The 25,425-nt window shown below is 61.6% G+C and carries 33 protein-coding genes; 24 read left to right on the top strand and 9 right to left on the bottom strand.

Going from position 1 to position 25,425, the window contains the following annotated elements:
* The first annotated feature begins 249 nt into the window (after nt 1–249).
* Nucleotides 250–861 carry a flavin reductase family protein gene (locus OH491_RS17580; protein WP_068770297.1) on the top strand — a complete coding sequence of 204 codons (612 nt, stop codon included), beginning with the start codon at nt 250–252 and terminating at the stop codon, nt 859–861.
* Between the two features lie 84 nt (nt 862–945).
* Nucleotides 946–2,427 carry a cell envelope integrity protein CreD gene (creD, locus tag OH491_RS17575; protein ID WP_068770298.1) on the top strand — a complete coding sequence of 494 codons (1,482 nt, stop codon included), beginning with the start codon at nt 946–948 and terminating at the stop codon, nt 2,425–2,427.
* A 113-nt stretch (nt 2,428–2,540) separates the two neighbouring features.
* Here the strand turns inward: creD and OH491_RS17570 are convergent, their stop codons facing one another.
* Nucleotides 2,541–3,035 (bottom strand): hypothetical protein, encoded by a 495-nt coding sequence (locus OH491_RS17570; protein ID WP_145928777.1) that lies wholly within the window; start codon nt 3,033–3,035, stop codon nt 2,541–2,543.
* A 188-nt stretch (nt 3,036–3,223) separates the two neighbouring features.
* Nucleotides 3,224–3,907: an outer membrane protein gene (locus OH491_RS17565; RefSeq protein ID WP_334319287.1), complete on the bottom strand. Its 684-nt coding sequence runs from the start codon at nt 3,905–3,907 to the stop codon at nt 3,224–3,226.
* Nucleotides 3,908–3,996: 89 nt separating this feature from the next.
* Between OH491_RS17565 and OH491_RS17560 the strand changes: the two genes are divergently transcribed.
* Nucleotides 3,997–4,230 (top strand): helix-turn-helix transcriptional regulator, encoded by a 234-nt coding sequence (locus tag OH491_RS17560; protein ID WP_068770301.1) that lies wholly within the window; start codon nt 3,997–3,999, stop codon nt 4,228–4,230.
* Between the two features lie 81 nt (nt 4,231–4,311).
* Here OH491_RS17560 and ahcY read toward each other — a convergent pair whose 3' ends face one another.
* The 4 genes from ahcY to nadA form a co-directional block, all read right to left on the bottom strand.
* On the bottom strand, nt 4,312–5,745 hold the full coding sequence (gene ahcY, locus OH491_RS17555) for an adenosylhomocysteinase (protein WP_068771096.1): 1,434 nt from the start codon (nt 5,743–5,745) through the stop codon (nt 4,312–4,314).
* A 105-nt stretch (nt 5,746–5,850) separates the two neighbouring features.
* A complete protein-coding gene (gene metK / locus OH491_RS17550; RefSeq protein WP_068770302.1) occupies nt 5,851–7,017 on the bottom strand; it encodes a methionine adenosyltransferase in 1,167 nt (388 codons plus the stop codon).
* A 157-nt stretch (nt 7,018–7,174) separates the two neighbouring features.
* On the bottom strand, nt 7,175–7,711 hold the full coding sequence (gene sufT / locus OH491_RS17545; RefSeq protein ID WP_068770303.1) for a putative Fe-S cluster assembly protein SufT: 537 nt from the start codon (nt 7,709–7,711) through the stop codon (nt 7,175–7,177).
* A gap of 238 nt (nt 7,712–7,949) precedes the next feature.
* On the bottom strand, nt 7,950–8,933 hold the full coding sequence (gene nadA / locus OH491_RS17540; RefSeq protein WP_068770304.1) for a quinolinate synthase NadA: 984 nt from the start codon (nt 8,931–8,933) through the stop codon (nt 7,950–7,952).
* Between the two features lie 278 nt (nt 8,934–9,211).
* On the opposite strand from nadA, the gene OH491_RS17535 reads away from it, so the two are divergent.
* Together OH491_RS17535 and OH491_RS17530 are read left to right on the top strand one after the other, a co-directional pair.
* Nucleotides 9,212–9,433 (top strand): YezD family protein, encoded by a 222-nt coding sequence (locus OH491_RS17535; RefSeq protein ID WP_068770305.1) that lies wholly within the window; start codon nt 9,212–9,214, stop codon nt 9,431–9,433.
* 233 nt (nt 9,434–9,666) lie between these two features.
* On the top strand, nt 9,667–11,136 hold the full coding sequence (locus OH491_RS17530; protein ID WP_342750620.1) for an OprO/OprP family phosphate-selective porin: 1,470 nt from the start codon (nt 9,667–9,669) through the stop codon (nt 11,134–11,136).
* Between the two features lie 380 nt (nt 11,137–11,516).
* Here the strand turns inward: OH491_RS17530 and OH491_RS17525 are convergent, their stop codons facing one another.
* Both OH491_RS17525 and OH491_RS17520 read right to left on the bottom strand, forming a co-directional pair.
* Nucleotides 11,517–12,242 (bottom strand): sugar isomerase domain-containing protein, encoded by a 726-nt coding sequence (locus tag OH491_RS17525; RefSeq protein WP_068770307.1) that lies wholly within the window; start codon nt 12,240–12,242, stop codon nt 11,517–11,519.
* Nucleotides 12,243–12,392: 150 nt separating this feature from the next.
* Complete coding sequence (locus OH491_RS17520; protein ID WP_068771097.1) at nt 12,393–13,292, bottom strand: class I SAM-dependent methyltransferase; 900 nt, start codon at nt 13,290–13,292, stop codon at nt 12,393–12,395.
* A gap of 225 nt (nt 13,293–13,517) precedes the next feature.
* Here OH491_RS17520 and OH491_RS17515 point away from each other — a divergent pair, with 225 nt between their 5' ends.
* Nucleotides 13,518–14,486 (top strand): DUF481 domain-containing protein, encoded by a 969-nt coding sequence (locus OH491_RS17515; RefSeq protein ID WP_334319289.1) that lies wholly within the window; start codon nt 13,518–13,520, stop codon nt 14,484–14,486.
* 308 nt (nt 14,487–14,794) lie between these two features.
* Here the strand turns inward: OH491_RS17515 and OH491_RS17510 are convergent, their stop codons facing one another.
* Entirely contained in the window at nt 14,795–15,142 is a 348-nt protein-coding gene (locus OH491_RS17510; protein WP_145928778.1) for a hypothetical protein, read from the bottom strand.
* Between the two features lie 586 nt (nt 15,143–15,728).
* On the opposite strand from OH491_RS17510, the gene OH491_RS17505 reads away from it, so the two are divergent.
* The 18 genes from OH491_RS17505 (at nt 15,729) to OH491_RS17420 (ending at nt 25,422) form a co-directional block, all read left to right on the top strand.
* The gene (locus OH491_RS17505; RefSeq protein ID WP_145928779.1) at nt 15,729–15,971 is read left to right on the top strand and encodes a hypothetical protein; all 243 of its coding nucleotides are present in this window, start codon (nt 15,729–15,731) and stop codon (nt 15,969–15,971) included.
* Nucleotides 15,972–15,976: 5 nt separating this feature from the next.
* On the top strand, nt 15,977–16,324 hold the full coding sequence (locus OH491_RS17500) for a hypothetical protein (protein ID WP_068770311.1): 348 nt from the start codon (nt 15,977–15,979) through the stop codon (nt 16,322–16,324).
* 46 nt (nt 16,325–16,370) lie between these two features.
* Nucleotides 16,371–16,775, top strand: a complete 405-nt coding sequence (locus OH491_RS17495) for a hypothetical protein (protein ID WP_068770312.1) — start codon at nt 16,371–16,373, stop codon at nt 16,773–16,775.
* A gap of 5 nt (nt 16,776–16,780) precedes the next feature.
* The gene (locus OH491_RS17490; RefSeq protein ID WP_068770313.1) at nt 16,781–17,074 is read left to right on the top strand and encodes a hypothetical protein; all 294 of its coding nucleotides are present in this window, start codon (nt 16,781–16,783) and stop codon (nt 17,072–17,074) included.
* A 172-nt stretch (nt 17,075–17,246) separates the two neighbouring features.
* Nucleotides 17,247–17,804 (top strand): hypothetical protein, encoded by a 558-nt coding sequence (locus OH491_RS17485; RefSeq protein ID WP_068770314.1) that lies wholly within the window; start codon nt 17,247–17,249, stop codon nt 17,802–17,804.
* Entirely contained in the window at nt 17,801–18,049 is a 249-nt protein-coding gene (locus OH491_RS17480; RefSeq protein ID WP_068770315.1) for a DNA-binding protein, read from the top strand. Before OH491_RS17485 ends, OH491_RS17480 begins: the two co-directional genes overlap by 4 nt.
* A complete protein-coding gene (locus tag OH491_RS17475; protein ID WP_068770316.1) occupies nt 18,049–19,983 on the top strand; it encodes a hypothetical protein in 1,935 nt (644 codons plus the stop codon). The genes OH491_RS17480 and OH491_RS17475 overlap by 1 nt, the downstream gene beginning before the upstream one ends.
* 4 nt (nt 19,984–19,987) lie before the next feature.
* Nucleotides 19,988–20,608 (top strand): hypothetical protein, encoded by a 621-nt coding sequence (locus OH491_RS17470; RefSeq protein WP_334319291.1) that lies wholly within the window; start codon nt 19,988–19,990, stop codon nt 20,606–20,608.
* The gene (locus tag OH491_RS17465) at nt 20,605–21,015 is read left to right on the top strand and encodes a hypothetical protein (RefSeq protein WP_068770318.1); all 411 of its coding nucleotides are present in this window, start codon (nt 20,605–20,607) and stop codon (nt 21,013–21,015) included. The genes OH491_RS17470 and OH491_RS17465 overlap by 4 nt, the downstream gene beginning before the upstream one ends.
* Nucleotides 21,016–21,193: 178 nt before the next feature.
* On the top strand, nt 21,194–21,493 hold the full coding sequence (locus OH491_RS17460; RefSeq protein ID WP_068770319.1) for a hypothetical protein: 300 nt from the start codon (nt 21,194–21,196) through the stop codon (nt 21,491–21,493).
* A 2-nt stretch (nt 21,494–21,495) separates the two neighbouring features.
* The gene (locus tag OH491_RS17455; protein WP_068770320.1) at nt 21,496–21,810 is read left to right on the top strand and encodes a hypothetical protein; all 315 of its coding nucleotides are present in this window, start codon (nt 21,496–21,498) and stop codon (nt 21,808–21,810) included.
* Nucleotides 21,811–21,812: 2 nt separating this feature from the next.
* Nucleotides 21,813–22,487 (top strand): hypothetical protein, encoded by a 675-nt coding sequence (locus OH491_RS17450; protein WP_068770321.1) that lies wholly within the window; start codon nt 21,813–21,815, stop codon nt 22,485–22,487.
* The gene (locus OH491_RS17445; RefSeq protein ID WP_145928780.1) at nt 22,480–23,034 is read left to right on the top strand and encodes a hypothetical protein; all 555 of its coding nucleotides are present in this window, start codon (nt 22,480–22,482) and stop codon (nt 23,032–23,034) included. The genes OH491_RS17450 and OH491_RS17445 overlap by 8 nt, the downstream gene beginning before the upstream one ends.
* A 114-nt stretch (nt 23,035–23,148) precedes the next feature.
* A complete protein-coding gene (locus OH491_RS17440; RefSeq protein WP_334319292.1) occupies nt 23,149–23,304 on the top strand; it encodes a hypothetical protein in 156 nt (51 codons plus the stop codon).
* A 41-nt stretch (nt 23,305–23,345) separates the two neighbouring features.
* Complete coding sequence (locus tag OH491_RS17435) at nt 23,346–24,254, top strand: hypothetical protein (protein ID WP_068770323.1); 909 nt, start codon at nt 23,346–23,348, stop codon at nt 24,252–24,254.
* 80 nt (nt 24,255–24,334) lie between these two features.
* Nucleotides 24,335–24,613: a hypothetical protein gene (locus tag OH491_RS17430; RefSeq protein ID WP_068770324.1), complete on the top strand. Its 279-nt coding sequence runs from the start codon at nt 24,335–24,337 to the stop codon at nt 24,611–24,613.
* Nucleotides 24,594–24,962, top strand: a complete 369-nt coding sequence (locus OH491_RS17425) for a hypothetical protein (RefSeq protein WP_145928781.1) — start codon at nt 24,594–24,596, stop codon at nt 24,960–24,962. The genes OH491_RS17430 and OH491_RS17425 overlap by 20 nt, the downstream gene beginning before the upstream one ends.
* Nucleotides 24,963–24,981: 19 nt before the next feature.
* On the top strand, nt 24,982–25,422 hold the full coding sequence (locus OH491_RS17420; protein WP_068770326.1) for a hypothetical protein: 441 nt from the start codon (nt 24,982–24,984) through the stop codon (nt 25,420–25,422).
* Nucleotides 25,423–25,425 lie beyond the last annotated feature (3 nt).

Here is a 25,425-nt window from a genome sequence, read left to right as displayed (position 1 = left end):
TGTGCAAAATCATGGCTGAAGCAACCTGAGCGGCGATGCCATCCGAATTTTATTGGACAAGTCCCGCCATCCCAAAAACGGAAGAGGCGATCTTCTGGCCGCAAAACACGGCGATTGGGAATAATTTATACGCGCCGCAAGACACGCGCCCCCGCCTGCGCAAATGGAGGGAAGACCGGGCGGTCGGTTGACGCCTCGCGCCATTGCGACCTTGCCCCGGCACGGCGCGCGGCGCAGAGTTTTCATGATATGCTCATCGATCTCGCCTCCCTCAAGTCCCGCGATGCCTACCACTGGATGACCAGCACCATCACCCCGCGTCCCATCGCATGGGTGTCCACCGTGTCAGCCGACGGAAAAACCAACCTCGCGCCATTCAGCTTCTTCCAAGGCGTCACCTCCGTGCCGCCGTCGCTCCTGTTCGTGGCGGTCAACACCCGCGACGGCTCGAAAAAGGACACCGTGCGCAACGTGGAGGCGACCGGCGAGTTTGTGGTGAACCTCGTGCCTGAGGCGCTCGCCGCGCAGATGAACGCCACCGGCACGCTGCTGCCCTACGGCGAGAGCGAGTTCGAAAAATTCGATATCGCGCCCACGCCCTCCGTCAAGGTCGCCCCGCCGCGCGTCGCCGCCGCGCCGGTCGCGTTCGAATGCAAACGCCACTCCATCGTGCCGGTCGGCGAGGGTCCCGGGGCGGCCAACATCGTCATCGGCGTGATCGTGTCCCTGTATGTGGACGATGCCGTCATCGGCGCGGACGGCTGGCCCGACGCGGCGAAGCTGGACCTTGTCGGACGCATGGGCGGCGAGGTTTTCGTGCGCACGAAGGACACCTTCGTGCTGCCCCGCCCGCCGCGCTGACGCGCCGCGAGGATTGCGGCCTGAAAGACCGGCGAAAGCAGCCGCGCGCCGCCGAATTCATCGGGATTTCATGGCGGCTTCATCATGGCTTCACGCGGATTCGCCAGACTCGCCGGCATGAATCCATCCCAAGACATCATCGCGGCTGCGCGCAACTGGCTGCGCCGCCGCGTGTTCGTGTTCAAAGTCTGCGGAGCGATCTTTTTCGCCCTTTTGCTGCTCATCCCGCTTTCCATGGTGCGCTCCACCCTCGATGAGCGGCAGATGCGCTACCACGAAGCCGTGGATTCCATTACCGAACCGTGGGGCCGCTCGCAGGAAATCATCGGGCCGGTGCTCGTCGTGCCCTACACGCATCAGGTCGCCACGGACGAATGGGTGTTCGCGGGCGACCGGCGCGTGCTGCAAAAAAGCGTGCAGGAAGTCGCCGCCGAGGCGTTTTTTCTGCCGGAACGGCTCGACATCACCGGCGAGCTTGCGCCTTCGCTGCGCAAACGCGGCATCCACGCCGCGCACGTTTACTCGGCCGCGCTGCGGGTGTCGGGAAGTTTCGCGCCGCCGGATTTCGCCTTCACCGGGCTGAAGTCCGTCAAACCGCAATGGGAGCGCGCCCGCGTGTGTTTTGCCATCACCGATCTGCGCGGCGTCCGCGGGGCGCTCACGCTCGACTGGGGCGGAGCTTCCGTGCCGATGCAGCCCGGCGCGGCGCTCGGCGGCGCCGAGGCCGGCGTGCATGCCCTGCCCGGCGAGGCCGCCGCCGGGGCGGCCTTCTCGCTCGATCTCACGCTCAACGGCAGCGGCTCGTTCACGGCGGCCCCGCTCGGGCGCGGCACCACGATGCGGCTGGCCTCGTCCTGGCCCGACCCGAGCTTCATGGGCGCGGCGCTGCCGGTGAAACGCGAGGTGGGGCCGGACGGTTTCGAGGCCGAGTGGGAGGCGTCGCTTTACGGGCGCTCGTTTCCCCAGCAATGGTCGGGGGCGGGCGAGGTCTCCTTCCGCTCGCTGTCCGAGCCGTCGTTCGGCGTGCGCATGCAGCCCGCGGTCGATTCCTACCGCACCGTCGAGCGCGCCATCAAGCACGGCGTGCTGTTCGTGGCGCTGGTGTTCACGGTTTTCTTTCTGTTCGAGGCCACCTGCGGCCTGCATCTGAACGGGCTCAATTACCTGCTGACCGGCGCGGCATTGTGCCTGTTTTTCCTGTCGCTGCTGGCATTGGCGGAATTTCTCGCCTTCGGCGCGGCGTATGCGATGGCGGGCGCGGCCTCGACGGCGATGATCGGGCTCTACTGCCGGCGCATATTGCGAAGCGGGCGCCGCGCGCTCGCCACGGCGGGGCTGCTCGGCGGGGTTTACGCCTATCTGTATTTCGTGCTGCGCATGGAGGACTTCTCGCTGCTGGCCGGGACCGCGGCGCTGTTTGTCATGCTGGGCGTGGTGATGTATGCGACGCGCAACCTGCGCTCCGCGCCGACATCGGAAACAGCATCCCCTGCCGGCGGCGGCGATCACGCGGGACGGGGCGAAAACACGATCCCCCCGGCGGGCGGGCCGCCGCCCTTGCGATGACGGGCGGGGGCGTGCGCACGAAGGACACCTTCGTGCTGCCCCACCCGCCGCGCTGACGCGCCACGAGGCCAATCCACTACATGCGCTTTGAATCAGCCTCCATTGGGAATATCCTATTGCGAGCCAGTGGGGCCACCGACAGGCGATGCGTAGTTTTTGATAAGATAATCGGTCACCCTGGTTGCGATTCTCCCAAGCATGGCATTGTCGGTGCCTCCGATTGTCCAAGACCCGCTCCACGCGCCCGCGGATGAGTAAAACTCGGGGGTGGCAATCGTTTTGCCGGTTTCTTTTTCCGTGATGGTCACACGCATGATAACCGCCGAGCTGCCCGCCGCCGGACCGACCCAGAAGCGCGCCGCGCCGCCGATGAACTTGATTTCGGACACCACGGGGGTGATGACCAGCGTGCGCTGCGTCCCTCCTTTTGTCGCCCCGATGTGATTCCAGTTGGTTATTGTCGGCTCCATGACCAACGACAGGTTTTCCTGAATCTTCACGAGCGCCTTCTCGTTGGTGTCGTTGTTGGCATAGCGGGATGCCAGCGTGACCGGCTTCATCGCGAAAGCGGTGAAATTTGAGAATGCCTCGCCCGGCGGCGGATTCATTGTATTCGATATCTTGATATGCGTCGCGCAGGCAGAGAACAGCAACGATATCGAAACGAACAGGGTGGGAATGAAAAATTTTTTAAGGGTTGATTTCATCGTGAGAGATTACGGTGAGGGTCCAAAGGATGAGTTTGCCCCGGGCCGGTCTCCATACGGAAACCGGCTCGGAAAATGAAGGACCGATGTCAGAACTTCCAGCCGACCAGGAAGGCCAGCGAGTGTGTGTTGATGGCATCCAAGCTGCCCCAGTTGTATTCGGTTTTTCCAACGCGCAGGTAACGGTAGCCAATGTCGAGAAACATCCGCTGGCTCACGTGGATGGTCAGGCCGACGCCGATGCCGGCGGCAATGGCGATGTCGGAATCGGTCGCAGTCATCCAATAGGAAGGCGAATCGTATTTGTAATCCGTGAAGATATAGGCCCCGCCGATGGAGGGCGAGATGCGAAGCTCGCATCGCCTGCTTGGGGCAAGCGGAATGCAGACGCTGTAGGTGAACAGCTCGGGCACTACAACGTAATCGAGATTGAGCGAAGACACGCCACCGTAGTATCCGCCAGAATAATAAGTGTATGATTCCGAGCCGGCGAGGACGCCAACCTCAACTTGGATTTTGTTCCATTGGTCTATGCGCCAGCCGAAGCCGACGAGGGCGCCATAGAGATCCACGTCATCCGTGCCGGAGTTCGCCTCGGCGGATTTTGCATTCATGTAGGTGGGGCCGACGGAGAGGAACAGGTTGGCCCCCCTCGCCTTGGGAACGGCGAGAGATGTCTCGCGCCCGTTTTGGGCCCGCGCGATTGACGCGAAGGCGAGACCGGCGGCCAGCAGGGCCGCGAACAGGTATTTCGATGTTCTTTTGTGGTTCATGTTTTTTGCCATGGGTTTGTGGCACGCATTCATTTTACGGCAGATTATGCCGTAACGCTCAAGAGTTATTTACGGCATGATACGCCGCAGTGGATGCACCAAACACCAGCAAGAAACTTAGGGGGTTTGGCCGCAATTTGCGGCGGGCCCGGGTGTCGCGTGACATCACACAAGAGATGCTGGCCGAGCGGGCGGACCTGAATTTACGCACGGTGCAGCGCATCGAAGCGGGCGAGACCAATATCCTCATCACCACCGCCATGCGCCTGCGCCGCGGCATCGGCTGCCCGTGGGACGAGCTGATGCTACCGGAGGATCTTTGACGCGATTATGGAACGCGGGCGGCCCGCCCGCAACGATGCCGCCGCGCTGTCTGTGCGGACGGGCCGTCCGCGTTCCATGACTCAATACCGGTAATGCTCGGGCTTGTAGGGGCCCTCGACCGGCACGCCGATGTAGGCGGCCTGCGCGGGGGTGAGCTTGGTGAGCTTCACGCCGATTTTTTCCAAGTGCAGCCGCGCCACCTCCTCGTCGAGGTGCTTGGGCAGGCGGTAAACGCCCACCTTGTAGGTGTCCTTGTTCCGCCAGAGGTCGATCTGGGCGAGGACTTGGTTGGTGAAGCTGTTCGACATCACGAACGACGGGTGGCCGGTCGCGCAGCCGAGGTTCACCAGGCGGCCTTCGGCGAGCAGGTAGATGCCGCGGCCGTCGGGGAAGGTGAAGAGGTCGTATTGCGGCTTGATCGTGGTGCGCTTCACGCCGGGGAGCTTGTAGAGGCGGTCGACCTGGATCTCGTTGTCGAAGTGGCCGATGTTGCAGACGATGGCCTGGTCCTTCATCCGCTGCATGTGCTCGAGCGTGATGATGTCGCGGTTGCCGGTCGTGGTCACGTAGATGTCGGCGGCGCCGAGCGTGCTTTCGACGGTGTTGACCTCGAAACCTTCCATCGCGGCCTGCAGGGCGTTGATGGGGTCGATCTCGGTGACGATGACGCGCGCGCCGAAGCCGCGCAGCGAGTGCGCGCAGCCTTTGCCGACGTCGCCGTAGCCGCAGACGCAGGCGACCTTGCCGGCGATCATCACGTCGGTGGCGCGCTTGAGGCCGTCGGCGAGCGATTCGCGGCAGCCGTAGAGGTTGTCGAACTTGGACTTGGTGACGGAGTCGTTGACGTTGATGGCGGGGACGCGGAGTTTGTTTTGCTCCAGCATCTGGTAGAGGCGGTGGACGCCCGTGGTGGTTTCCTCGGAAACGCCGCGCCAGTCCCGGGCGAGCGCGGTCCAGCGGAGCGGGTCCTCCTGGTGCACGCGCTTGAGGAGGTCCTTGATGACCTGCTCCTCGTGCGAGGCGGACGGTGTATTCACCCAGTCACTACCTTCGGCGAGCTCGCAGCCTTTGTGGAGGAGGAGGGTGACGTCGCCGCCGTCATCGACGACGAGCTGCGGGCCTTGGCCACCGGGGAAGGAGATGGCGCGGTAGGTGAGCTCCCAGTATTCCTCGAGCGTCTCGCCTTTCCAGGCAAAGACGGGCGTGCCGCCCTTGGCGATGGCGGCGGCGGCGTGGTCCTGCGTGGAAAAAATGTTGCACGAGGCCCAACGGACGTCGGCGCCGAGTTCCCTGAGGGTCTCGATGAGCACGGCGGTCTGGATGGTCATGTGCAGCGAGCCGGTGACGCGCACGCCCGCGAGCGGCTTTTGCGCGGCGTATTTCTTGCGCACGCTCATGAGGCCGGGCATCTCGTGCTCGGCGACGGAGATTTCCTTGCGGCCCCAGTCGGCGAGGGCGATGTCACGGACGAGGAAGTCGGCGTTTTGTTTTTTGGAAGAGTTTTCGACGGGCATGATGATGTTGTTTTCGATGAGGATGTCGCTTCGCTCGATTTTCGATTGAGCGGGCATGTCGCTTCGCTCGGAACGATTGGGAGCGCCGCTCCGTTATGAATCCGGTTACTTCGCGGCCTTGCGGAGCGCGGCGGCCTTGTTCGTGGCCTCCCACGGGAGTCCGTCCTTGCCGAAGTGGCCGTAGTTGGTGGTCGCGCGGTAAATCGGACGGAGGAGATTGAGTTGCTTGATGATGTCGGCGGGCTTGAAGCTGAAAACCTGCCCGACGGCGCGCGCGATCTTCTCGTCGGGAATCGCGCCCGAACCGAAGGTGTCGACAAACACGCTCACGGGATGCGGATGGCCGATGGCGTAGGCGAGCTGCAACTCGGCGAAGCGCGCGAGGCCGGCGGCCACGATGTTCTTCGCCACCCAGCGCGCCATGTAGGCGGCGGAACGGTCCACCTTCGACGGGTCCTTGCCGGAGAAGGCGCCGCCGCCGTGGCGGCCCCAGCCGCCGTAGGAATCGACGATGATCTTGCGCCCGGTGAGGCCGGAGTCGCCTTGCGGGCCGCCGACGATGAAGCGGCCGGTGGGATTGATGAGAAACTCGGTGTTGCGGCTGATCCACTCGGACGGGATGACTTTGCGGATAACGTTCTCGATCAGGAACGCCTCGATTTGCGCATGCTCGACGTCGGCGGTGTGCTGCGTGGAGATGACGACGTTTTTGATTTCGACGGGTTTGTCGTTCTCGTAGCGGATGGAGACTTGGGATTTCGCATCGGGGCGGAGCCATTTGGCCTTCCCGGTCTTGCGCACGCGGGTGAGTTCGCGTCCGAGCCGGTGGGCGAGCATGATCGGGAGCGGCATGAGCTCGGGCGTCTCGGCGCAGGCATAGCCGAACATGATGCCCTGGTCGCCCGCGCCCTGCTCGGCGGTTTTCTTGCCCTTGGCTTTCTTCGCGTCAACGCCCTGCGCGATGTCGGGCGACTGGCGGGTGAGGTAGTTGTTGATGAAAACCGTGTCGGCATGGAAGACATCGTCGGCGTTGACGTAGCCGATTTCGCGGATGGCGTCGCGGACGATCTGCTCGTAGTTGAGCTTCGCCTTCGTGGTGATTTCGCCGGCGAGGATGACCATGTTCGACTTGACCATCGTCTCGCAGGCGACGCGGCTGGTCTTGTCCTGCGCGAGGCAGGCGTCGAGCACGCTGTCGGAAATAAAGTCGGCGACTTTGTCGGGGTGTCCTTCTCCAACGGATTCGGATGAGAAAACAAATGATTTGGCCATGGCAGCGTTGACCTTGGACAAATTCAGGCCGCGGGCAAGACAAATGGAATCAACGTATCAGGATTGAATGATGCGTCATAAGTAAATTAGCCGCATTGGATTGCGTGTTCAATCCGGCAGCAGAGATGCCGCCGCTTCGCTCCTGCCGCGTGGCGTCTCACTCCAGCCCGAGGCGCTGGCGGCCTTCGTCGGAGATCATCTGCGGGGTCCAGACCGGGTCCCAGACGATGTGCACCTTCGCCTCCTCGACGCCGGGAAGCGCGGCGATTTTTGCGCGGGCGTCCTCGGCGATGACCGGGCCCATGCCGCAGCCGGGGGCGGTAAGGGTCATCTTCATCTCAACACGACGGCCTCCGGTATCCGTTTTCTCGATACTGAGGTCGTAAACAAGCCCGAGATCCACGATATTCACGGGAATCTCCGGATCGAAGCAGCTTTTCAACGCCTCCCAGACCGCCTGCTCGCTGAACTCGCCCGGGGCCGCCGCCGCGGCGGGCTCTTCCTTGAGAACATACCCCTCGAGCGCCCCGGCGTCGGCGCGCGCGATGCGAAACATGCCGTGGCCCGCGCGGACGGTGATGCTGCCGCCGAGCGCCTGCATGACCTGGACCTCGGTGCCGGCGGGCAGCGTGGCCGGATCGCCTGCGGGGATGAGGGTGGCGGTGATGTCGCGGGAGAGTTTGTGGGAAGCCATGCGTGAATTACATGCAGGGAGCGGCCATGTGGCAACTGGTTTCGCCTCGGATGCGGGCCGGGCGCAACTCAAAGTGATGTCACCGCCTGAATCTTTCCTCTTTCTCTTTATTCTTTATCTTTCCTCTTGTCAGGCTTCTCGCTTCGCTCGGAACTCCCTGCCCGTGCCTGACGAAAGAGAAAGATAAAGATAAAGAATAAAGAGAAAGATTCAGGGGAGATTCAGGAGGCGGCGGCGCTTACTTGCTCCAGTCGAGCATGCGCTGGATGGGGGCGAGCGCGGCGGCGCGGATGTCCCCGGGCAGCTCAATCGCGGGCGACAGGGTCTTGAGCGCGTCGCGGACTTTCTCGATCGTGTTCATTTTCATGAAACGGCAGTCGTTGCACGCGCAGGTGTCGGTGGGGCCGGCGATGAAGGTTTTGCCGGGCACCTCGCGGCGCAGACGGTGCAGCATGCCGCTTTCCGTGACGACGATGATTTCGTTCGCGGGATGTTTGCGCGCGAAGGAGATCATCAACTCGGTGCTGCAAACCTCGTCGGCGAGATCGCGCACGGCCTGCACGCATTCGGGATGCGCGACGACGGGCGCGCCGGGAAACTGGTCGCGGATTTTCTCGATGGCCTGCGAGGTGAATTGCACATGCGCGTAGCAACTGCCCGGCCAGAGGCGCATCCGGCGCCCGGTTTGCTGCGAGACCCATTGCCCGAGATTCTGGTCGGGCACGAAGAGGATTTCACGGTCGGCGGGGACACGGGAGACGATCCGGGCAGCGTTGCCGCTGGTGCAGATGACGTCGCTGAGCGCCTTCACGGCAGCGGAACAGTTGATATACGCGACCACGTAAACGCCGGGATGGGCGGCCTTGTATTCGGCGAGGCGGTCGGCGGGGCAGGAATCGGAAAGCGAGCAGCCGGCGGCCAGCTCGGGCAGCAGCACGGTGCGGCCGGGGTTCACGATCTTCGCGGTCTCGGCCATGAAGTGCACCCCGCAGAAAAGGATCACATCGGCCTCGGCGCGTTGCGCCTGGTAGGAGAGGCCGAGCGAGTCGCCCACGTAGTCGGCGATCTGCTGGATCGGGCCGACCTGATAGTTGTGCGCGAGGATGACGGCGTTGCGCTGGCGTTTGAGCGCAAGGATTTCCTCCTGGATGGGCGAGAGCGTTTCGGGCTCGTCGCCCCGCGGTCGAACGATGCGGGGCTCGTAATTGAGGACGGCTGGCATGGCTTTTCTGTGACAGGAAAAAAACAAAAGCAGGAAACGCCGACGTTTGCAAAGCCGGCGCGGGGCGCAAGGGCGAATAACAGGGCGGCCGTCCCCGCCAAGGTTCACCTGAACGTAACTTTCTCGTGACAAAAGGGATGCCGCAAACGCATGCTTCGCCTCGGTTTTGTTACCGAGTCGTAAAATGAAAGCGGCTTTTGATTTTCAGTAAAGAAAGCTTGCTTCAATGACTACCGAATATATCTACTTTAAATCCACACTTAATTAGTAGGAATATTATGTCACTGACTACCAATGCACTTGAATCAACCCCGGATATTCCCGAGTGGCTTGAAATTGTGAAATCAAAGGTCGATGGGCTCCGCTTTGGCGTTGTGCAAATCATCGTGCACGACGGCAAGATCACCCAGATCGAGCGCACGGAAAAAACCCGGCTCGAAGCCTCGCCTACCGCTCTTCCGGCCCAACGCAAGGCCGGCCAGCCCGGTCGCGACAACTGAGAAAGTTCTAAAAATCGAACAGAAGGTAACAAAGAAAACGAAGAACTGCCAAAAGCCCGCCCGCTGTTTTTTAATGATCTCATAATAAGCAGCTTTTAATTAACAGCCCTTTTTATTTCATCTTCGTTCCCCTCGTTTCCTTCTGTTCAAAAAATGAATTTTAGATTCTCCCGAAAAATTTCTCCAACCGGTCAACCGGAGGCGCAAATCCATCATCCACGCAAACCAACGTCATGAACACCACCACACACCTCCCTGCTCCGTTCCCTGTCCCGCATCGCGGCCTCCGGGCGGCTTTCGCCGCCGTGTTCGGCCTCGCGCTCGCGTTTGTCTCCCTGTCCTTGTCCGCCGCGCCCGACCCGCGCGACGAGGAAATCAAACTCCTCCGCGAGCAGGTTCGCCTGCTCGACACCCGCCTGCGCCAGCTCGAGGTCAGGGACGCCGTCCAAGCCGCGCCGGAGACCGCCGCGCCCGCGGCCAAGCTCGCCGCCGCCGGGAAAAAACCCGAGGCGGACAAGGACACGCCGAAAATCACCATCAACGACCGCGGCATCACCATCGCGTCGGCCGACGGCGACTCCGCCCTCCGCCTGCGCGCGCTCGTGCAGGCCGACTCGCGCTGGTTTTTCGACGACCCCGCCTCGCCCAGCAACGAGGGCTTCCTGCTGCGCCGCGCGCGCATCATCTTCGAGGGCCAGTTTGGCAAGCTCTTCCAATACCAGATCGTGCCCGAATACGGCGGGAGCAGCGTCTATCTGCTCGACGGCAACATCACCCTCGCCTTCGCGCCGGAGGTCCAGGTCAAGTTCGGCAAGTTCAAGGCGCCGATCGGCCTGGAGTTGCTGCAATCCGACTCGTGGGCGTTCTTCCCCGAGCGGTCGCTGGCGACGAATCTCGTGCCGAACCGCGACATCGGCGTGCAGATCGGCGGCGAGTTGTTCGACAAGACCACCGAATACCAGATCGCCGTCCTCAACGGCATCGGCGAGGGCCGCTCGAACCAGACCAACGCCGAGTTCGACCGTGGCAAGGACTTTGTCGCGCGCGTGTTTGCCCGTCCGTTCAGAAACCGGAAGGATTCGTTCTTTGAGGGGCTCGGCATCGGCATCGCGGGCAGCGTCGGCCGGCAGGAGGGCGACCTGGGGCGCACCTCGGGTTATCGCACCGACGCGCAGCAGACGCTGTTTTCCTATCGCAGCAGCGTGATCCAGGACGGCACGACATGGCGCTACACGCCGCAGTTGTCTTATTACAACGGGCCGTTCGGATTGCTGGGCGAGTATGTGGTCTCGACCGTGAATCTCCGCGCCGCCGCCGGGCAGCCCTCGCGCGAAATCACCAACAAGGCCTGGCAGGTCGCCGCCGGCTACGTGGTCACGGGCGAAAAATCCTCGTTCAACGGCGTGATTCCCAAAAACCCCTTCAATCTCGAAAAGGGCACGTGGGGCGCGCTCGAACTGGCCGCGCGTTTCGACAAGCTCGACATCGACAACGACGTGTTCCCGGTGCTCGCCGATCCGAACGCGAGCGCGACCTCCGCCTCGTCGTGGACGCTCGGCGCCAACTGGTATCTCACGCGGGCGTTCCGCTTTTCGCTGAACTACGTCCAGACCGATTTGAAGAGCGCGACGCCCAACCCGACCGGCATCCTCCTGCGCGAGGACGAAAGAGCCATCATCACTCGCGCGCAGATCGCGTTCTGACCACGGTCACACCCCGCCCGTCGCCCGGCACGCAGCTGGAGCATTTCAATCAAACTGCGGCCGATGCTCGAATTGGAGGGACGGCCTCCGTGCCGTCCATTTCGGCGCAGAGGGACGACACGGCGATCGTCCCTCCCGCCAGAAATGCGGCCACGGCATTCTTTGGAAGGTTCTAGTTCTACTTTGTTCACCTAGGTTGCGCGGACGGCCCGCGGTTTTGCGTGGCACGTGGCACGGGCGTCCCGCCCGTGAGTTTGCGTGGCATGGGCGACCCCGCCCATGTGTCCGGCAGTTTGCGGCGCGGAGCGCCGTCCACGGGCGAGTCGCCCGTGCCACGCAACCCTCCTTGCCTCGCGTTAACCCTAATTAACTAAGCAGAACTAGGCCAGCTGCTTGCTGAGGCGGTGCTTGTAGTTTGCGCCCACGGCGCGGTTGTGCTCGATGGCGCCGGGAAGATTCTGGCTCCGAAGGACGGGCAACGGATGGCCGCGGTCCCGCAGCCATTCGATCACGGCCAGCATCAGCCAGTTCAGGATCGACGCCCCGACAAAGGTCGAGGTCGGCCCGGAGTTGATCGAATCGGTCACCTCGACAATGGCGTCGCCGGTCACGCCGCCGTTGTCGAGCACATGGTCGGCGATTTCAAAGAGACGCTTGCCGGACGGATGCTGCGAAGGCGTCACGCGCGACATCGGCAGGCAGGTGAGCGCGGCCACGGTGAGACCCTTTTCCTTCGCGTAGAGGGCGACGTCGATGGGCGAGGCGTTTTTGCCGGAATTTGAAATCACGATGATGACCTCGCCGGGCAGCAGTTGATACTGGCGGTCGTAACGGGCGATGAGGGCGCGTCCGTAACCGGGCAGGTTTTCGATGAAGCCGGCGGTGGGATCGGGCACGCTGCTGATGCAGACAAGCCCGCCGGCGCGGCCGACGATCTCGCGGGCGATAACTTCGCTGTGGCCGCTGCCGAAAGTGTGCACGACACCGCCGCGCGCGATGCTTTCGCCGATGACCGGCGCGAGGCGGGCGATGACCGGCGCGTTGGTTTCCCAGGCGCGGGCGAGGAGCGCGTTGGCGCGCTGGTAGTAGGTTTCGGGAAGTGACATGGTGGGAGTGGAAGGTGGAATAAGGGAGGTTATGTGGAAGCCCCCATCTTTCTCTTTCTTCTTTATCTTTCCTCTTTCTCCTTCGGGCGCGAGCAGCCGGGAAGGGAAGAAAGAGGAAAGAGAAAGAAGAAAGAGAAAGATGGGGGAAAGTCATGATTCCCACCTGCCATAGATGCCGCACGGCAGCGTCTTGCCGTCGCGCTCGATGGGCAGGCCGACTTCGCCGCCGGTGATGGTGCCGCCGGGGACGTCGTGCAGGAGCGCGGCGAGCAGGTTGACGACCACGGTGGGCGAGAGGCGCGCGGTGTAGGCGTTGATGAGGAAAAACAGCGGGCGGTCGCCGAGCACTTCGCGGCATTCGCGCAAAAGCGGCCAGAGGTGATCCTCCAGTTTCCACATCTCGCCGCCGGCGCCGCGCCCGTAGGTGGGCGGGTCCATGATGATGGCGTCGTAGCGGCGTCCGCGCTTGATTTCGCGGCGGACGAATTTCATGCAGTCGTCGGTGATGGTGCGGACCGGGGCGTCCGCGAGCCCGGAAAGCGCGACGTTTTCGCGGCACCATTTGACCATGCCCTCGGCGGCATCGACGTGGCAGACGCTCGCGCCGGCGGCGGCGGCGGCGCAGGTGGCCGCGCCGGTGTAGCCGAAGAGATTGAGCACGGAGACCTCGCGCCCGGCGGCGCGCGCGGCGCGGATCTTTTCCGCAAACCAGTCCCAGTTCACCGCCTGCTCGGGAAAGAGGCCGGTGTGCTTGAAGGAGGTCGGGCGGATCTTGAAGCGGAGCGTGCCGTATCCGATTTCCCAATACTCGGGCAGGGGGCGGCGGAATTCCCAGCGGCCGCCGCCGGTCTCGCTGCGGTGATAGTAGCCGTCCCACTGCTCCCAGGCCGCCGCGCCGCCGGAGCGCGGCCAGATGATTTGCGGATCGGGGCGGACGAGGGTGTGCGGCCCCCAGCGCTCCTGTTTCATGCCGAGGCCGCAATCGAGGAGCTGGTAGTCGCGCCAGCGGTCGGCGACGATAAGGGCGGGGCGTTGGATGGTGGCGGACATGGTGTGGCGCGGGAAAGGAAGGCGTGGGCGGAAAAGTCGCCCGCCAGCGAAGGGCGGACGGAGGCATTTGTCGAGAATGAGGAAGTTTTTACGCGTCCCGTTTTGCAGAACATTGACAGCAGAGTTTTTAGCCATACGAGAGTGGTAATGAACCTCACCAAATTCGTAAAAATCCTATTTACGCTTTTAACAGGCGCATTTCTTACGGCGATTCTTTCGGCCGATGTGATCGGGACCAAAAACGGCTCCAAGCTCAGCGGCAAAGTCGTGAGCATCGACGGAACCCATGTCGTGCTCGACACGGACTTCGCGGGTGAAATCAAAATCAAGCAGAGCGAGGTCGAATCAATCACCACGGACGGACCGCTCAATGTCCGCCTCGCCAGCGGCACTGTGCTCGAAGGCGCGATCGGCGCCTCGGCCGCACCGGGCGACGTGCATATCGCCGGCAAGGACGGCGGCGTCAACACCACGGTGGACAAACTCGCCATGACCTGGACGCCCGGCGCGATCGATCCCGCCGTGGCGGCGCTCCAGCGCAAGTGGGCCTACGAGGCCGCCGCCGACATCACGGGCAAGACGGGCAACAGCGAGCAACTCGGCATGGCCCTGCAATTCCGCGCCACGCTCGCGTCCTCGTTCGACACGCTGCAATTCTACACCGCCTACGAGCGGCAGGTCACCGACCACGAAAAATCCTCCGACCAGTTCAAGGCGGGCCTCGACTACCAGAACAATTTCGCCGGCCGCTACTCGTGGTACGTGCGCGACGAGGGCGGGTTTGACCGCGTGAAGGACATCGACCTCTACAACGTGGCCGCCGCCGGTGTCGGTTACGACATCCTGAAAACCAAGGTGGACACGCTCACGGGCCGCGTCGGTCTCGCGTATCGCTACGAGAACTACGGCGACCCGCTGGCGGAGGATCTCGATTCGGTCGGTCTCGACATCGGCCTGAACAACCAGCTCACGATGAACAACTGGTCGATGACCAACCGCATCTCGTATGTGCCGGCATTCGACGATTTCGCCAATTATCGCTTTTACCACGAGTCCTACATCGAGCTGCCGCTCAAGATCGGCTGGTGGAAGCTCCGCATCGGCGTCTCGAACGACTACAACAGCAAGCCGCCCGCCGGTTACGAGAAACTCGACACGACCTACTTCACGCGCCTGGTGCTGAACTGGAAGTGATGCCGGGGGTCGGACACCGCCGGCCGCGCCTCCTTTGACCTGAGCGTCACTGCCGCGGCGGTGGCGCTCATTGCTTTTGCTTTGGTGGGCCCTGTCGGGGTGGCTGTTTTCAGAGGGAAAACAGCCCCGGTGTCCGCTTGGTGCCCGATATTAAAAGCATCCGGCGTGTGTGATACGCTGACGGCATTAATATAGTTGAATTGATGCTGTTTTGGTATCATATGGGTGCATGGACGTTTATTATTTGCTGAAAACCTTCCTTTTTGCCTTTGCGTTATTACCCCTCCTCGCCTGTTCGCTTTTTCTGTCTATGACGATTGTCCGCCTTGCCTTTCATTATTACGATTGGCTCGAGAAGAGGCTTCCCTCTCGCTATCTCGATCGCGAATAGAACTCTTGATGAGTTTCACGTCAGGGAGGTAGTCCATGATCGCGACGGCATCATTCAGACGTTCCTCTATCTCGGTAGTTTTTGCGATTGCGGCGTCAAGGCGCTCCCGCCCCTCCATCGCTTCCTTTTTTGCTTTCTTGTAGTCCTTTCTGGCGGCGCGGCATTTATGGTGGAGGATGCCCATCCAGACAATAATGGTGAGAACCGCCAGCCCGTAGCCGACAACCACTGCCGTGGCATCAAGTGTGAATGTATATGTGTTCATTTCTTCGGCGGCCGTTGGGCTCTCGATGGTCGTTTAGTGTCCGTTCTTGCGTCTGCGAAGGCGGCGTCGGCGCGCAAAGAATGGCGCGGCTTCCGGTCAAGCGGTTCCGTGTCTAGCTTATCCAGCTTACCCTTTTCATGGGGGAGGAGCGTTTGGCCGCTATCCCTCAACTCAGATAGGTTATGTTCAGTGATTTTCCCCGCGAGTGTTTCAGTCGGCTTGGTCTTCTTTGCGATCTCGATTTCACGGGGCCATGCGTCATTGGCGGCGTAAAACGCCACGGCGGCATGCAATAGGCGTCTGACTATCTCCGATAGTTGAAGCCCCGAATTTTCAGCGAGTTGTGAAAATAGCGCAAGCTCATGCTCAGTGAGGCGCATATTAAAATGTCCAGTTTTCTTTGGTTTCACAACGGCCAACAGACGACACGTAGTCGCATTACGTGGCAAAAAAAGACTTGTGATATTTGTAATTACACGCGACTACGTGTGTGCCGCGGCCCAAGGCCGCCCCCCCCCGTCAGTCAAAAAACACGTTGGTAAAGCGGGGCCGGGGCGGCCGGGCGCGGCCCAAATCCAACGAACCCATGAAAAAACCAGCCAAGAGACCGGCCGCCGGAAAACCGTCCCGGTTCCTCCAGTCATACCGATCCGTAGTGGTCCACGTTACCCCCCTCCTGCGCATTCAGATATCCGCCGCCGGCTGTGTGGATGTCGGCGTCAAGGATTCCTCTACCGGCATTCGTCACATCACGAGCATCTCCCTCGCCGACGCCGCCAACCTCGCCGAGTTCATCCGCAGCTACTGCGCGAACCCCGAAAACGCCTGACCGCCATGGGACTATTCACTAGATTCAACCGATATGAAAGCCCCCGGCGACTCGCAATCGACGCGTGGCAGTGTCGCCTGCATCCTCCCGCCGAGCCGATCAGTGAGGCCGAACAGGAGGAATGCCGGTTCAATGAATACAAGAAAGGCTATGTCACGGGGGATGCGTTCCTCGCGAACGGCGTCTTGTATATTGGATACGCGGAGAGCGTGGAAACAAGCGTCACCAGCAATGGCGGCGGCAGCACTGTCACCATCGGCGCCGGTTCCATCAAGGCATCCACGCTGATTGCCAAGGGGGAGATGACAGAAGCGGAGGCGCGGGCGATTGCCGCCGCGTGCTTGGAAGAGTGAACCCTTTGCCGCGCCCACAACGGGCGCGGCGCAACCCGATAAACCAATGAAAAACACCAAATCCACCACCGCCGCCGTGCCCATGCTGCACGTCACGCTACCGAACGAAATCATGCTTCCCGCAGATGCCGACATAAACGCATTGCTGCGGATACTGATGGGAGCGCGCAAAATCGAAACAATCAGCCGCGTCGAAATCGACGGGGTCAGGGAATACGATGGGGACGATACGCACTACACTTCCGGCCCTGTTGTCCCGCTTATTCGCGAGGCGAATGTTGCCTCCATTCACGCGGACGAAGCCGCTGCAATCGCCGCAAAAATCGAAAACGTCAATGCGGAGAAACGTCGGCAGGCCGAGTGGAGAGCGCGGCGCGCCGCTGAGGCCGCCGCCACCGCCAACTCAGGCGCCTACGCCACCACTGAAACCGGCCGCCCCCTCACGGCCTGATTGCCATGAAAAACACACCGGAAGTATTAGCGAGGCAGCGGCGCAAAGCGGAGTGCGTCCGGCGGAAGGACGTCGCCGCAATTATCGACCGCGACCCTGTTAATTTCTGGAGCGAGCGCTCCGCGATAGCGGAGGCTGTCGCGATTTACACGCGCGATGGCGTCGATCTGGTTCATACGGCCGTAGGCATCTCGGCAGTCCTGAACTCGGACGATCTCGGAAATGCCGCCATGTCCCCGTTCGCATCGCTCTGGTTGGGGTGCCTCATCGCCCAAGCGTTTTACGGCAAGGCCGCCTGAACCCTTCGCCCGGCCTCCCGTGCTTTTGGTTTATCGGACCATAAAGCCGGGAGGTGCGGGCCTTTCCCTTTGCCCAACTCACAACAACACCGCCCCGCCGCTTCGTTGGTCACGCCCGGGCAAGGCGTGAGGAGGCCAAAAAGCCTCCCGGCGGGGCACAATTTCAACGAAAATGAAACCGAAACATATAATCGCCGCGGTGATTTTCACCGTGCTTCTGGCACTCGCTTGCGCCGCCGCGCCGGATATTAACAGGGCCTTGGGCAGCAAGCCGGGGCATCCCATTACCTGGGTCGCCTTCTTCGCTGTCGGCGCGCTTGGCATCTGGTATTGCTACTACAACACGTCCGCGAAACAAACCGCCCGCGAGCGTGCCGCCCAATCCATCGCCATCCCGCATCCGAAATACCCCTTCACGGATGACATGGCAAAAATAGTCGGCTGTTGCGCGGGCTGTGAGTGTGACGCCCGGCGCATGATACAAGTCGGCCTCGAATGGCTGGACGCCAATCCATCGGAAGCCGATTGCATCAAAAGCGCCCAAGCCGGCGGCGGCCTCGTCAGCCTCCCGGGGTTTATGCTTACGGCCATGTATAACGCCGCTCCGGGCGCATCCTTTGGCCTGTTGAGCCGGTCCGCCGGCACCGTCCTTAGAATTAACGAAATCGGCTGGCCGGCGTTCGTCGCGGCGTCGATGGCGGAAAACGCCAAAGAGGATTCTGCCGGATGACAGTCGCCGCGCTCCAGCGCAAGGTAGAGCTTCTGGAAAAAGCAGTCCTGCAACTGCGTTTCCAAGTGGAAGGCCGTACACCGGTCACGGGCGCGGACGCGCCCGTGACCTTCACGCCGAAGCAATTCGCGGAGCGCATTGGCCGCTCGCCTGACTGGGTTTGTCGTGAAATCTCCCGCCGCCGCATCAAAGCCTACGGCCGCCCCTACCTCATCCCCGGCAGCGAACTGGCAAGGTTCCTCTGATGTATTTTCGAGGCAAAAAGCACGCGCGCGCCGCATATAACCGCCTTCGCCGTCTGGATAATCGGCCGGCGGATGCCCGTCGTTTTGTCCGCGACGCGGTGGATGCAGAGCGCGAATATGAGCGCGTTGTTTGCGGCTCTACGAAGCAGACCATTAAAAGGGACAAGGCCGCCGAACTCGCCGAACGACTCGAAGCGCGGCAGGAAACGACGAAGGTTTTGGGGCAGGCGATTGAACAAACTGGGCTCCTTGTGTTTTTCGCCGACACCATACAGGACGCGATTCGCGAAAAACGCCCGTATCGTCCGCCCGTCTCCATCCACTTCCCCGGCGACGCCCCCGGCACCGAACTCGTCCACAAGGTGACGAACGTGCGGCGCGTGAACTTTTTCCCCGAACACTCCGCGCAGAAGCACGCGCAACTGGAGCGCCAGCTGGCGGATTTCGTTAACACCAAGAGAAAGCGGTTTGGCTGGCACATCGGCATGATGACCTTTAACGGCGGCGGCCGTTGGCGGGACGGCGCTTCAACCGACAGGTTGCGTCAAGGACGCGGCGAAATGCGCCGTGCGATGACTAAACTTTTCCGCCAGAAACTATTTCGCCAGTGGTTTGAGCCGATCAATATCGGCGAGGAATACGGCACGCCCAAGGGGCGCTATTCGCGCCGTCGGAACAGCTGGAGATGGCACATGCACACGCATGCGCACACCCTCCAACGCGTGCTCATGCACTGCCCCGATTTCAACCGCCTGATGACGTGGGTGCGGTTGCGGTATTACGAGTGCCTGACCGGCGTCAAATTCCCTCGGCTCTGCCGCCTCATGAAGTTCAGCAAGGACCTCACGCCGGCCTTTCAGGCCCGCGTGGACGGCTGGCTAAAGGAAAGCCAGGCGGTTCCCTTGGTCGAATACGACGGCGCAATCATGGACGTGCAGGAAGCCTGCAAATACCCGTTCAAAGACAAGGACCTCCGCGCCCTCTATAATGATGGCGGCGCGCAACCGATTCGCGACCTCTACGACAATCTTTTCCGCGCCCGCCTTTGCACGCCGCTGAACTCGTTCCGCAAATGGCGTAAGGAGGAATTGACCGAAGTGGACGGCTTTAAGCGGAAAATAATCGCTGAGAAATCGCCCGGGGGTGATTATTTTTATCGCCATGTAAAGGACTGGAATTGCCAGACGCCGAATGCGGCAGAGGCGATTTCCGAGCGAAAAAAACGGGCGAAATCGCTGGCTGAAGTAAAACGCTCCAAATCAGCGAAAACGCTCGCGCTAAGGGCGATTTTAAAATCGCGTCTGGCCGAATGGGGCGATTTCCGGAAAACGCCCAATTATCGCGTAGAATCGTTTCCCCGCAACGACTTCCGCATTGAGGGATTCGACTACAAGGCGTTTTCGAGCGATTTCTGTCTGAAACGGGAAATCGCCCATTTATTCGGGCGATTAATCGCCTCGTCAGTGCTTTTCGACACCCCGATTCCGGCGTTTGTCTTGGAGGACTTGAGGCGATTTCCGAATCACGTTCAGGGCGAAAGCAGTGCGATTTTCGAAATCGCCTCAACCGAAAACATCGAACGCCGGCCGGTCCGCAACTTTGTCACGGCCCGTCTCGCGCCATCTTTTTTGGGCGGCGGCACCATTGCCCGCCCCGGCATCGTCGTGATCGGCGCATCGCAGGACGGCCGCGTCTGGCAGACGAACCCTCTCGCCCGCCGGCTCGAACGCCTCGCCCGCCCGCTCATCGCGGCGGCCGTTGAGCAACGCGACGCGGAGGCCGCGTTCCCTGACTTCGCGCCCGCGTATGACGCGAGCGCGGGCGCGGGATTGGTAGGGCGTTCCCAGACTCCACTTAACTTTCACTTTTTGGAGTTTTCGGGCGCGGACGGACCGCCCGAAAACGACGTTTTAGCCGCCCTCGATGCCGCCTGAACCCATGAAAAACGAGACGCAAAACGCCCCTCACTCCCCTGCTGTTGCCGTGCTGTGTGTGCGGGACGATAGCATTTACAAGTCGATGCCGGAATGCGATTGCTACGATGCCGCCCGTGATGCGCGCTCCTATCGCGGAAGTCTGCCCGTTGTCGCGCATCCGCCGTGCCGTCTTTGGGGCAACCTGTATAAATTCGCCCGCGCCGAGAACCCCGATGCGGAACGTGCGCTCGGCGTATGGTGCGCCGGTCGCGTCCAGGCGCTTGGCGGCGTGCTGGAGCATCCAGCCGGCTCCAAGCTTTGGCCGGCGGCCGGCCTGCCGTATCCAGGCGAGCGCGATGAATTCGGAGGCTGGACGCTGGCGATGCCGCAATACTGGCTTGGGCACCTGGCTGAAAAGGCGACGTGGTTTTACATCGTCGGCATCGGTCCGCGCGATTTGCCGCCGGTCGATCTTGTGTTGGGCGAGCCGTCACACGTCGTCGGGAATGCGCATGGCAAGCGCAGGGCAGACCCGACATACAAGCCAACGATTACAAAATCCGCCCGTGAAGCTACGCCGCCGCGCCTGGCTCGCTGGCTGGTTGATCTGGCGAGGCAATGCCGGAAAGGCGGTGAGGCATGAAGCTGCCCCCTGAAATCATCAATGAATTGTCGGCAATGCTCGGCGAGTTGCTTGCCTCCCGGTTGACCGTAATCCTCGTGCCGCAACGCATCCGCACGAACGAGGGGGGCTGTGTTCGCGTCGCCATCGAAAAAAACGCGCACTGGTATCGCGAATTTGTCGCGGCCTATTCATCCAGCCGCCGCCGTCGCAATCTCGCATTCGATACGCGTATCAAAAGAGCGAATACAATCCGAACGCTCTCCGTGTTGATCGCCGGGCGGCCCTCGCAAAGCCAATACGCGCCCCATCTCATCCGCATTGCGCGCCGGTTCGCCGCCGAGAATCGGCCGGCGTGTGGCCGTCGCGACGCCTTCACGTCCTCGGCATGGGCCAGCGAGGCATTTGATAAGGCGTGCCCGTTTTGACCATGAATGCATATCAAAAAATGGCTGAAAGAAACGCTCGCCGGGCGCTTGAAATGGCATGCCACTGGCGCGATAGGTCACAAGGCTCAATATCACTCGCCACGGAGCGTTGGTGCAGGCGACAAATGCGCAATGCGTCTCTTGTGTGGCGCACGTGGAGAGCATGCGGAGGTGTCGCATGAAAATCGCACATTGGGTATGCCGCGACCGCTTCGGCTCCGTCCGCATCCGCGCCGTCGAAATCCTCTCCATCTCCCGCGAGACCCGCGACGCCCGCGTTGCGCTCAACGAAGGCGGCCGCCGCATCGAAAGGCAATGGCCCGTGCCGTTCGCCGAGCTGGCGTCGAGTCCGCAAAAAGCTGTCCGCATGGCGATTTCGCTCGTGCATGCCGGCGACAAGAATTTTCCGCCACCTGCCCGGCCAATAGAGCATGGCAACAAACGCACGAAAACCGCGCCGGCGGCGGAACAATTTTGACCATGAAAACCGAACCCGAAAAACCATTGTTTATTCCGCTCAATAGTGAGCATTTCATAGCCTTTGAGAAGGGCCAGAAGCGGACGGAATATAGAACGAACGGGCCGCGCTGGAATGAGCACACCTGCCGCATCGGCAGGGAAGTCGTGTTGAGTTTTGGTTATACAAAAATGCGCCTTCGCGGGACGGTTGTCGGCTTTCGAGTGCGCAAGGCGCATGAAATCGTCAATGAGTTGACGAATCGTGAGCGCGAAACGCTCGACACGCTTCCCGGCCCATATGCGTGCATAGAAATCTCTGAACTTCGCCCCGCGTGAACATGCTCGAAAGCCAACTCGACTCCATTGGCCGGCGTTTCGACCCGGCCAAATTCCTGCAAAAATTCGATGCCTTGGGCCGTTGGGTGAATGCCCGCGCCGGCCGTCGCAAACAAAACGCCGGGGGATCGCCTTTCCCGGCAAAAGAAATCGCTCCCATGGAAACACCCACTATGCCCGAAACGCCCGCGCCCGATTCCGGGGCGGAAAAAACGCCGCCGCCCGCACCGCCGCCGACTGACGATCCGCCGCCGCCGTCATTCGATGACATCAACGCCGCCGCGAACACCGCGCCGCCGCCTGAACCGGAAGGCGTGGAACCGGAGGAAGACGAAGAAGGCGGCACCGTCGAAACCATCCTCGGCCTGATTCAAATCGCCCTCATGCTTATCGGTCAGGACGAAGGCGTTTTGAGCGAGCCGGAAAAGAAGATGCTGCGCCGGCCGCTTGAGCGCGTCTTGAAAAAATACAACGTCGGACTCGACGCGATGCCTTGCGAGTTGGAACTCGCCGCCGCAGTGGCGACGATCATCATCGCCCGCCTTCGCAAACCGAAAACGCGCGGGACCTTCTCTCGATTCTTCGGCTGGATCGGCTCCAAATGGGGCGCGTGGCGCGGCCGGCGCGCCGCCGCCGCCGCGACCGGCAAGGGAAAGGAGGATGTGGTCGATGTCTGAGAAAACACGCATGGCGGTTATCGGCGGAAGCGAGGACGGAAAAACCTTTCTCACCTCCGGCCTTGTTCGCGGCGAGTGGCGGTTCAATCGCCGCCGCGCCATTGTATTCGACCCATGGAAAGGCGAAACCGACTGGGGCGTGTCCGCCTGGGTGACGGACGATTTTGAAAAATTCCGCCGCGCCGTCGCCGGCACGCGCGGCTGTTGCGTCGTCTGGGATGAGGGCACGTCCACCGGAGGCCGCGCCCGTGACAACGTGCATCTCTTCACCGCCATCCGCCATCTGCATCCGTCGCTCTACTTCATCGGGCATTCCTACGCGGCGATGCTGCCGATCATGCGCGGCTCGCTCACCGGCGTATTGCTCGCCGTCCGCGACGCCGACGACGCCAACGAATGGGCGAAGGTCATGGTGGATGAGAGCGTCCGCACGATGGCGACGCGGCTCGCGCAATATGAATTCCTCTACAAGCGCAAACACCAGCCGGCGCGCGTCGTGAAATTCACGCCGGAGGAAATCAAAAAAGGCATCCGGCTGTCGCCTTGACGGGCATTGACAGACATTGACGCGCATTAAAGGCGATTGGCGGCCATTCCCGCCAGTCGCCTTTTTGTATAAACTCGGGGCCTCTTAAACGCGATCAACGCAACAAAACACATCATGAAAAAGTTCCTGAAATACGCTGTTCCCGTGGGTGCCGGCATTCTTGTCGGCGCGTTCGTAGGCGACAAGATTCCGCTGGTCGGAACCCTCGTCGCCAAGGTCAAAGAGTCCATCGCCAAGGCCAAGGCTGACGCCGCCGCCAACAAGGCCTGATCGGCACTCGCCGCCAACAACAACAAACAAAGGGAAACTCAATGTCCTTTCGTCAACAGCTCATCCTCACCAACATGAGTTCGCTTCCCTCCCCCGGCACTGTCGGCGGCAAGCGGACCATTTTTCACCCCGGCAACGTGCGCCTGCACGATTTCACACTCTACTTCACGCAAGGGCAGACCGGCGCGCTCAGCACGCCGAAACCCGCGACCAAGGGGCAAATCGCCGCCGCCCTCGAACGCGTCGAATTGAAGGTCGGAACCACTACGATCCGCGACTTTACCGCCGCCCAACTGATCGCCCGGCAAAACATCCTCGGCTATGCGAGCACGCCGGATGGCGCGCTGATCGTCCGCATGAGCAATCCGCTCGCGGCAACTGTCATCGGCGAGGAAATGACCTCTTGGGACCTCCGGGGCATTCCCGAGCTGCAAATTGTCCTCACGCTCAACGTGCCGGCGACCGGCACGCATTTCGACGTGTCGGCGATTTCGTCCGTTGACTCCGTCGCCAACACCAACTCCGGCGGAAGCCGCTATATCGGCCGGTTCATCCGTGAAAGCCGCTGGACGGACATCATCGGCGAGGGGCGCAAGTCTTACTTCCTCATCCCCCGCACCCGGCCCTTCTCGCGACTCTGGCTCTTTGCCGAGGACGACCTCCCGACGCGCGTCATTCTTCGCGTGAACGGCATCGACGTCTATGACGTGTCGCAGACCGCCGAAAAGCCCGAGCTTGCCATGCAGCTCATCAACTACGGCAAAAATCCGCCGGTGGACAACAACGGCAACGTCGTCGGCGTCTGGCCCATCATCCTCAACCCGAACGAGGTCGTTGACGATCGCTTGGACATCACGCCCGCCGACACGCTGGAACTCATCACTGAGCGGCCCGGCTCCGGACAAATCGAATTTCTCATTGAGCAGCAGACGCCCGGCGTCGCTGCCTGACGAGGAAGGGAAGTTATCGGTTGTTTATCAAACTGGCGCGGGGGCCTGCACGGCTCCCGCGCCAATAACCATCAAGCATCATGGCAGAGAGCACGAACAATAACACGGCGGTGAGCACGGGAAGCAAGTGGACCTCGATTCTCGACAAGGGAATTGAAATCCTCCCGGAGCTTCTTGGCATCACGCTTGGCAAGCAGACCTCGCCAACCGCGCAACCCACCAGCCTCAACGCCGGCAATCCGGCATCGACCGGCACCGCGGCCGCGACTGGTGTCAGCAAGGGAGTGATTTACGCCGCCGCCGGCACCGCGGCCGTTGTCATCGCAATTTTGGGTGTCCTTGCCCTCCGGCGTAGCTGACATGGAAATCAAGGACATCGCCGCCAGTGTCTCGACCTCGCTTGCGCAATCGCTGCAAACGTCGATTTCCAATGTCTTCGGACCTAGCATCCGGCAGCTTGGAAGCGGCACGCTGAGCGCACGTCTTGACGAGGCCGTTGACACCGGCGCGAAAAATGCCGCCGATGCCACCGCCACGAGTTCCACCGCGAAAAGCGGGGATGGCGGCTTGGCGACGTCAACCGCCACTACGTCGGCGCAGGGCAGTAACATGTCCGATACCGTCGCCGGCATTCCGAAATGGGCGCTTGTCGCCATCGCAGGCGCGGCGGCCGCCGGCTTCGCCGTCGCCATAATCCGAGGGAAATAACATGGGACTTTTAGGAGACATGTTTTCGAGCAAAAGCAGCTCGAGCAGCACGACCAACTACAACGACAGCTCGCGCAACCTGAGCGCCGAAACCGGCGCGTTGCTCGCCAGCGAGGGCAGTTACGTGAATACCGGCGTCGGCGGCGATTACGTCCTCAACTACGACCTTGGCGCCGATGTCGCCGGCAAGTCCCTCGATCTCGCCGCGCTGATCGGCAATGCCATGAAGGCGCTCGCATCCGATGCCGTCACCAACTCGAACCAGACTTCGCAGCAAGCCTTCGCCAAGGCGAATGAGATGGTGGAAAACAATGCCAAGCTTGCCGGCCAGAGCATGGACACCGCGCTTGCCTTTGCCTCGAACGCAAAGCCTGTGGGCGCGACCATCATCGACACGATTCCCTTTATCGCCTTCGCCGCTGCCGCCGCACTGGTCGCATACGGAGTCATGCGCAAATAACCC

Origin of the sequence: Termitidicoccus mucosus, assembly GCF_038725785.1 — a bacterium.
Classification (GTDB): Bacteria; Verrucomicrobiota; Verrucomicrobiia; order Opitutales; family Opitutaceae; genus Termitidicoccus; species Termitidicoccus mucosus.
Note: the sequence above shows the minus strand (reverse complement) of the source record. Positions and strands in the feature narration are given on the sequence as shown.

Excerpts from the sequence above, each read along its gene's own strand:
- OH491_RS17580 (WP_068770297.1), top strand. The coding sequence starts at position 250 with ATGCTCATCGATCTCGCCTCCCTCAAGTCCCGCGATGCCTACCACTGG.
- creD (WP_068770298.1), top strand. The coding sequence starts at position 946 with ATGGCTTCACGCGGATTCGCCAGACTCGCCGGCATGAATCCATCCCAA.
- OH491_RS17570 (WP_145928777.1), bottom strand. The coding sequence starts at position 3,035 with ATGAATCCGCCGCCGGGCGAGGCATTCTCAAATTTCACCGCTTTCGCG.
- OH491_RS17565 (WP_334319287.1), bottom strand. The coding sequence starts at position 3,907 with ATGAACCACAAAAGAACATCGAAATACCTGTTCGCGGCCCTGCTGGCC.
- ahcY (WP_068771096.1), bottom strand. The coding sequence starts at position 5,745 with ATGCCCGTCGAAAACTCTTCCAAAAAACAAAACGCCGACTTCCTCGTC.
- metK (WP_068770302.1), bottom strand. The coding sequence starts at position 7,017 with ATGGCCAAATCATTTGTTTTCTCATCCGAATCCGTTGGAGAAGGACAC.
- sufT (WP_068770303.1), bottom strand. The coding sequence starts at position 7,711 with ATGGCTTCCCACAAACTCTCCCGCGACATCACCGCCACCCTCATCCCC.
- nadA (WP_068770304.1), bottom strand. The coding sequence starts at position 8,933 with ATGCCAGCCGTCCTCAATTACGAGCCCCGCATCGTTCGACCGCGGGGC.
- OH491_RS17535 (WP_068770305.1), top strand. The coding sequence starts at position 9,212 with ATGTCACTGACTACCAATGCACTTGAATCAACCCCGGATATTCCCGAG.
- OH491_RS17530 (WP_342750620.1), top strand. The coding sequence starts at position 9,667 with ATGAACACCACCACACACCTCCCTGCTCCGTTCCCTGTCCCGCATCGC.
- OH491_RS17525 (WP_068770307.1), bottom strand. The coding sequence starts at position 12,242 with ATGTCACTTCCCGAAACCTACTACCAGCGCGCCAACGCGCTCCTCGCC.
- OH491_RS17520 (WP_068771097.1), bottom strand. The coding sequence starts at position 13,292 with ATGTCCGCCACCATCCAACGCCCCGCCCTTATCGTCGCCGACCGCTGG.
- OH491_RS17510 (WP_145928778.1), bottom strand. The coding sequence starts at position 15,142 with ATGAACACATATACATTCACACTTGATGCCACGGCAGTGGTTGTCGGC.
- OH491_RS17505 (WP_145928779.1), top strand. The coding sequence starts at position 15,729 with ATGAAAAAACCAGCCAAGAGACCGGCCGCCGGAAAACCGTCCCGGTTC.
- OH491_RS17500 (WP_068770311.1), top strand. The coding sequence starts at position 15,977 with ATGGGACTATTCACTAGATTCAACCGATATGAAAGCCCCCGGCGACTC.
- OH491_RS17495 (WP_068770312.1), top strand. The coding sequence starts at position 16,371 with ATGAAAAACACCAAATCCACCACCGCCGCCGTGCCCATGCTGCACGTC.
- OH491_RS17490 (WP_068770313.1), top strand. The coding sequence starts at position 16,781 with ATGAAAAACACACCGGAAGTATTAGCGAGGCAGCGGCGCAAAGCGGAG.
- OH491_RS17485 (WP_068770314.1), top strand. The coding sequence starts at position 17,247 with ATGAAACCGAAACATATAATCGCCGCGGTGATTTTCACCGTGCTTCTG.
- OH491_RS17480 (WP_068770315.1), top strand. The coding sequence starts at position 17,801 with ATGACAGTCGCCGCGCTCCAGCGCAAGGTAGAGCTTCTGGAAAAAGCA.
- OH491_RS17475 (WP_068770316.1), top strand. The coding sequence starts at position 18,049 with ATGTATTTTCGAGGCAAAAAGCACGCGCGCGCCGCATATAACCGCCTT.
- OH491_RS17470 (WP_334319291.1), top strand. The coding sequence starts at position 19,988 with ATGAAAAACGAGACGCAAAACGCCCCTCACTCCCCTGCTGTTGCCGTG.
- OH491_RS17465 (WP_068770318.1), top strand. The coding sequence starts at position 20,605 with ATGAAGCTGCCCCCTGAAATCATCAATGAATTGTCGGCAATGCTCGGC.
- OH491_RS17460 (WP_068770319.1), top strand. The coding sequence starts at position 21,194 with ATGAAAATCGCACATTGGGTATGCCGCGACCGCTTCGGCTCCGTCCGC.
- OH491_RS17455 (WP_068770320.1), top strand. The coding sequence starts at position 21,496 with ATGAAAACCGAACCCGAAAAACCATTGTTTATTCCGCTCAATAGTGAG.
- OH491_RS17450 (WP_068770321.1), top strand. The coding sequence starts at position 21,813 with ATGCTCGAAAGCCAACTCGACTCCATTGGCCGGCGTTTCGACCCGGCC.
- OH491_RS17445 (WP_145928780.1), top strand. The coding sequence starts at position 22,480 with ATGTCTGAGAAAACACGCATGGCGGTTATCGGCGGAAGCGAGGACGGA.
- OH491_RS17440 (WP_334319292.1), top strand. The coding sequence starts at position 23,149 with ATGAAAAAGTTCCTGAAATACGCTGTTCCCGTGGGTGCCGGCATTCTT.
- OH491_RS17435 (WP_068770323.1), top strand. The coding sequence starts at position 23,346 with ATGTCCTTTCGTCAACAGCTCATCCTCACCAACATGAGTTCGCTTCCC.
- OH491_RS17430 (WP_068770324.1), top strand. The coding sequence starts at position 24,335 with ATGGCAGAGAGCACGAACAATAACACGGCGGTGAGCACGGGAAGCAAG.
- OH491_RS17420 (WP_068770326.1), top strand. The coding sequence starts at position 24,982 with ATGTTTTCGAGCAAAAGCAGCTCGAGCAGCACGACCAACTACAACGAC.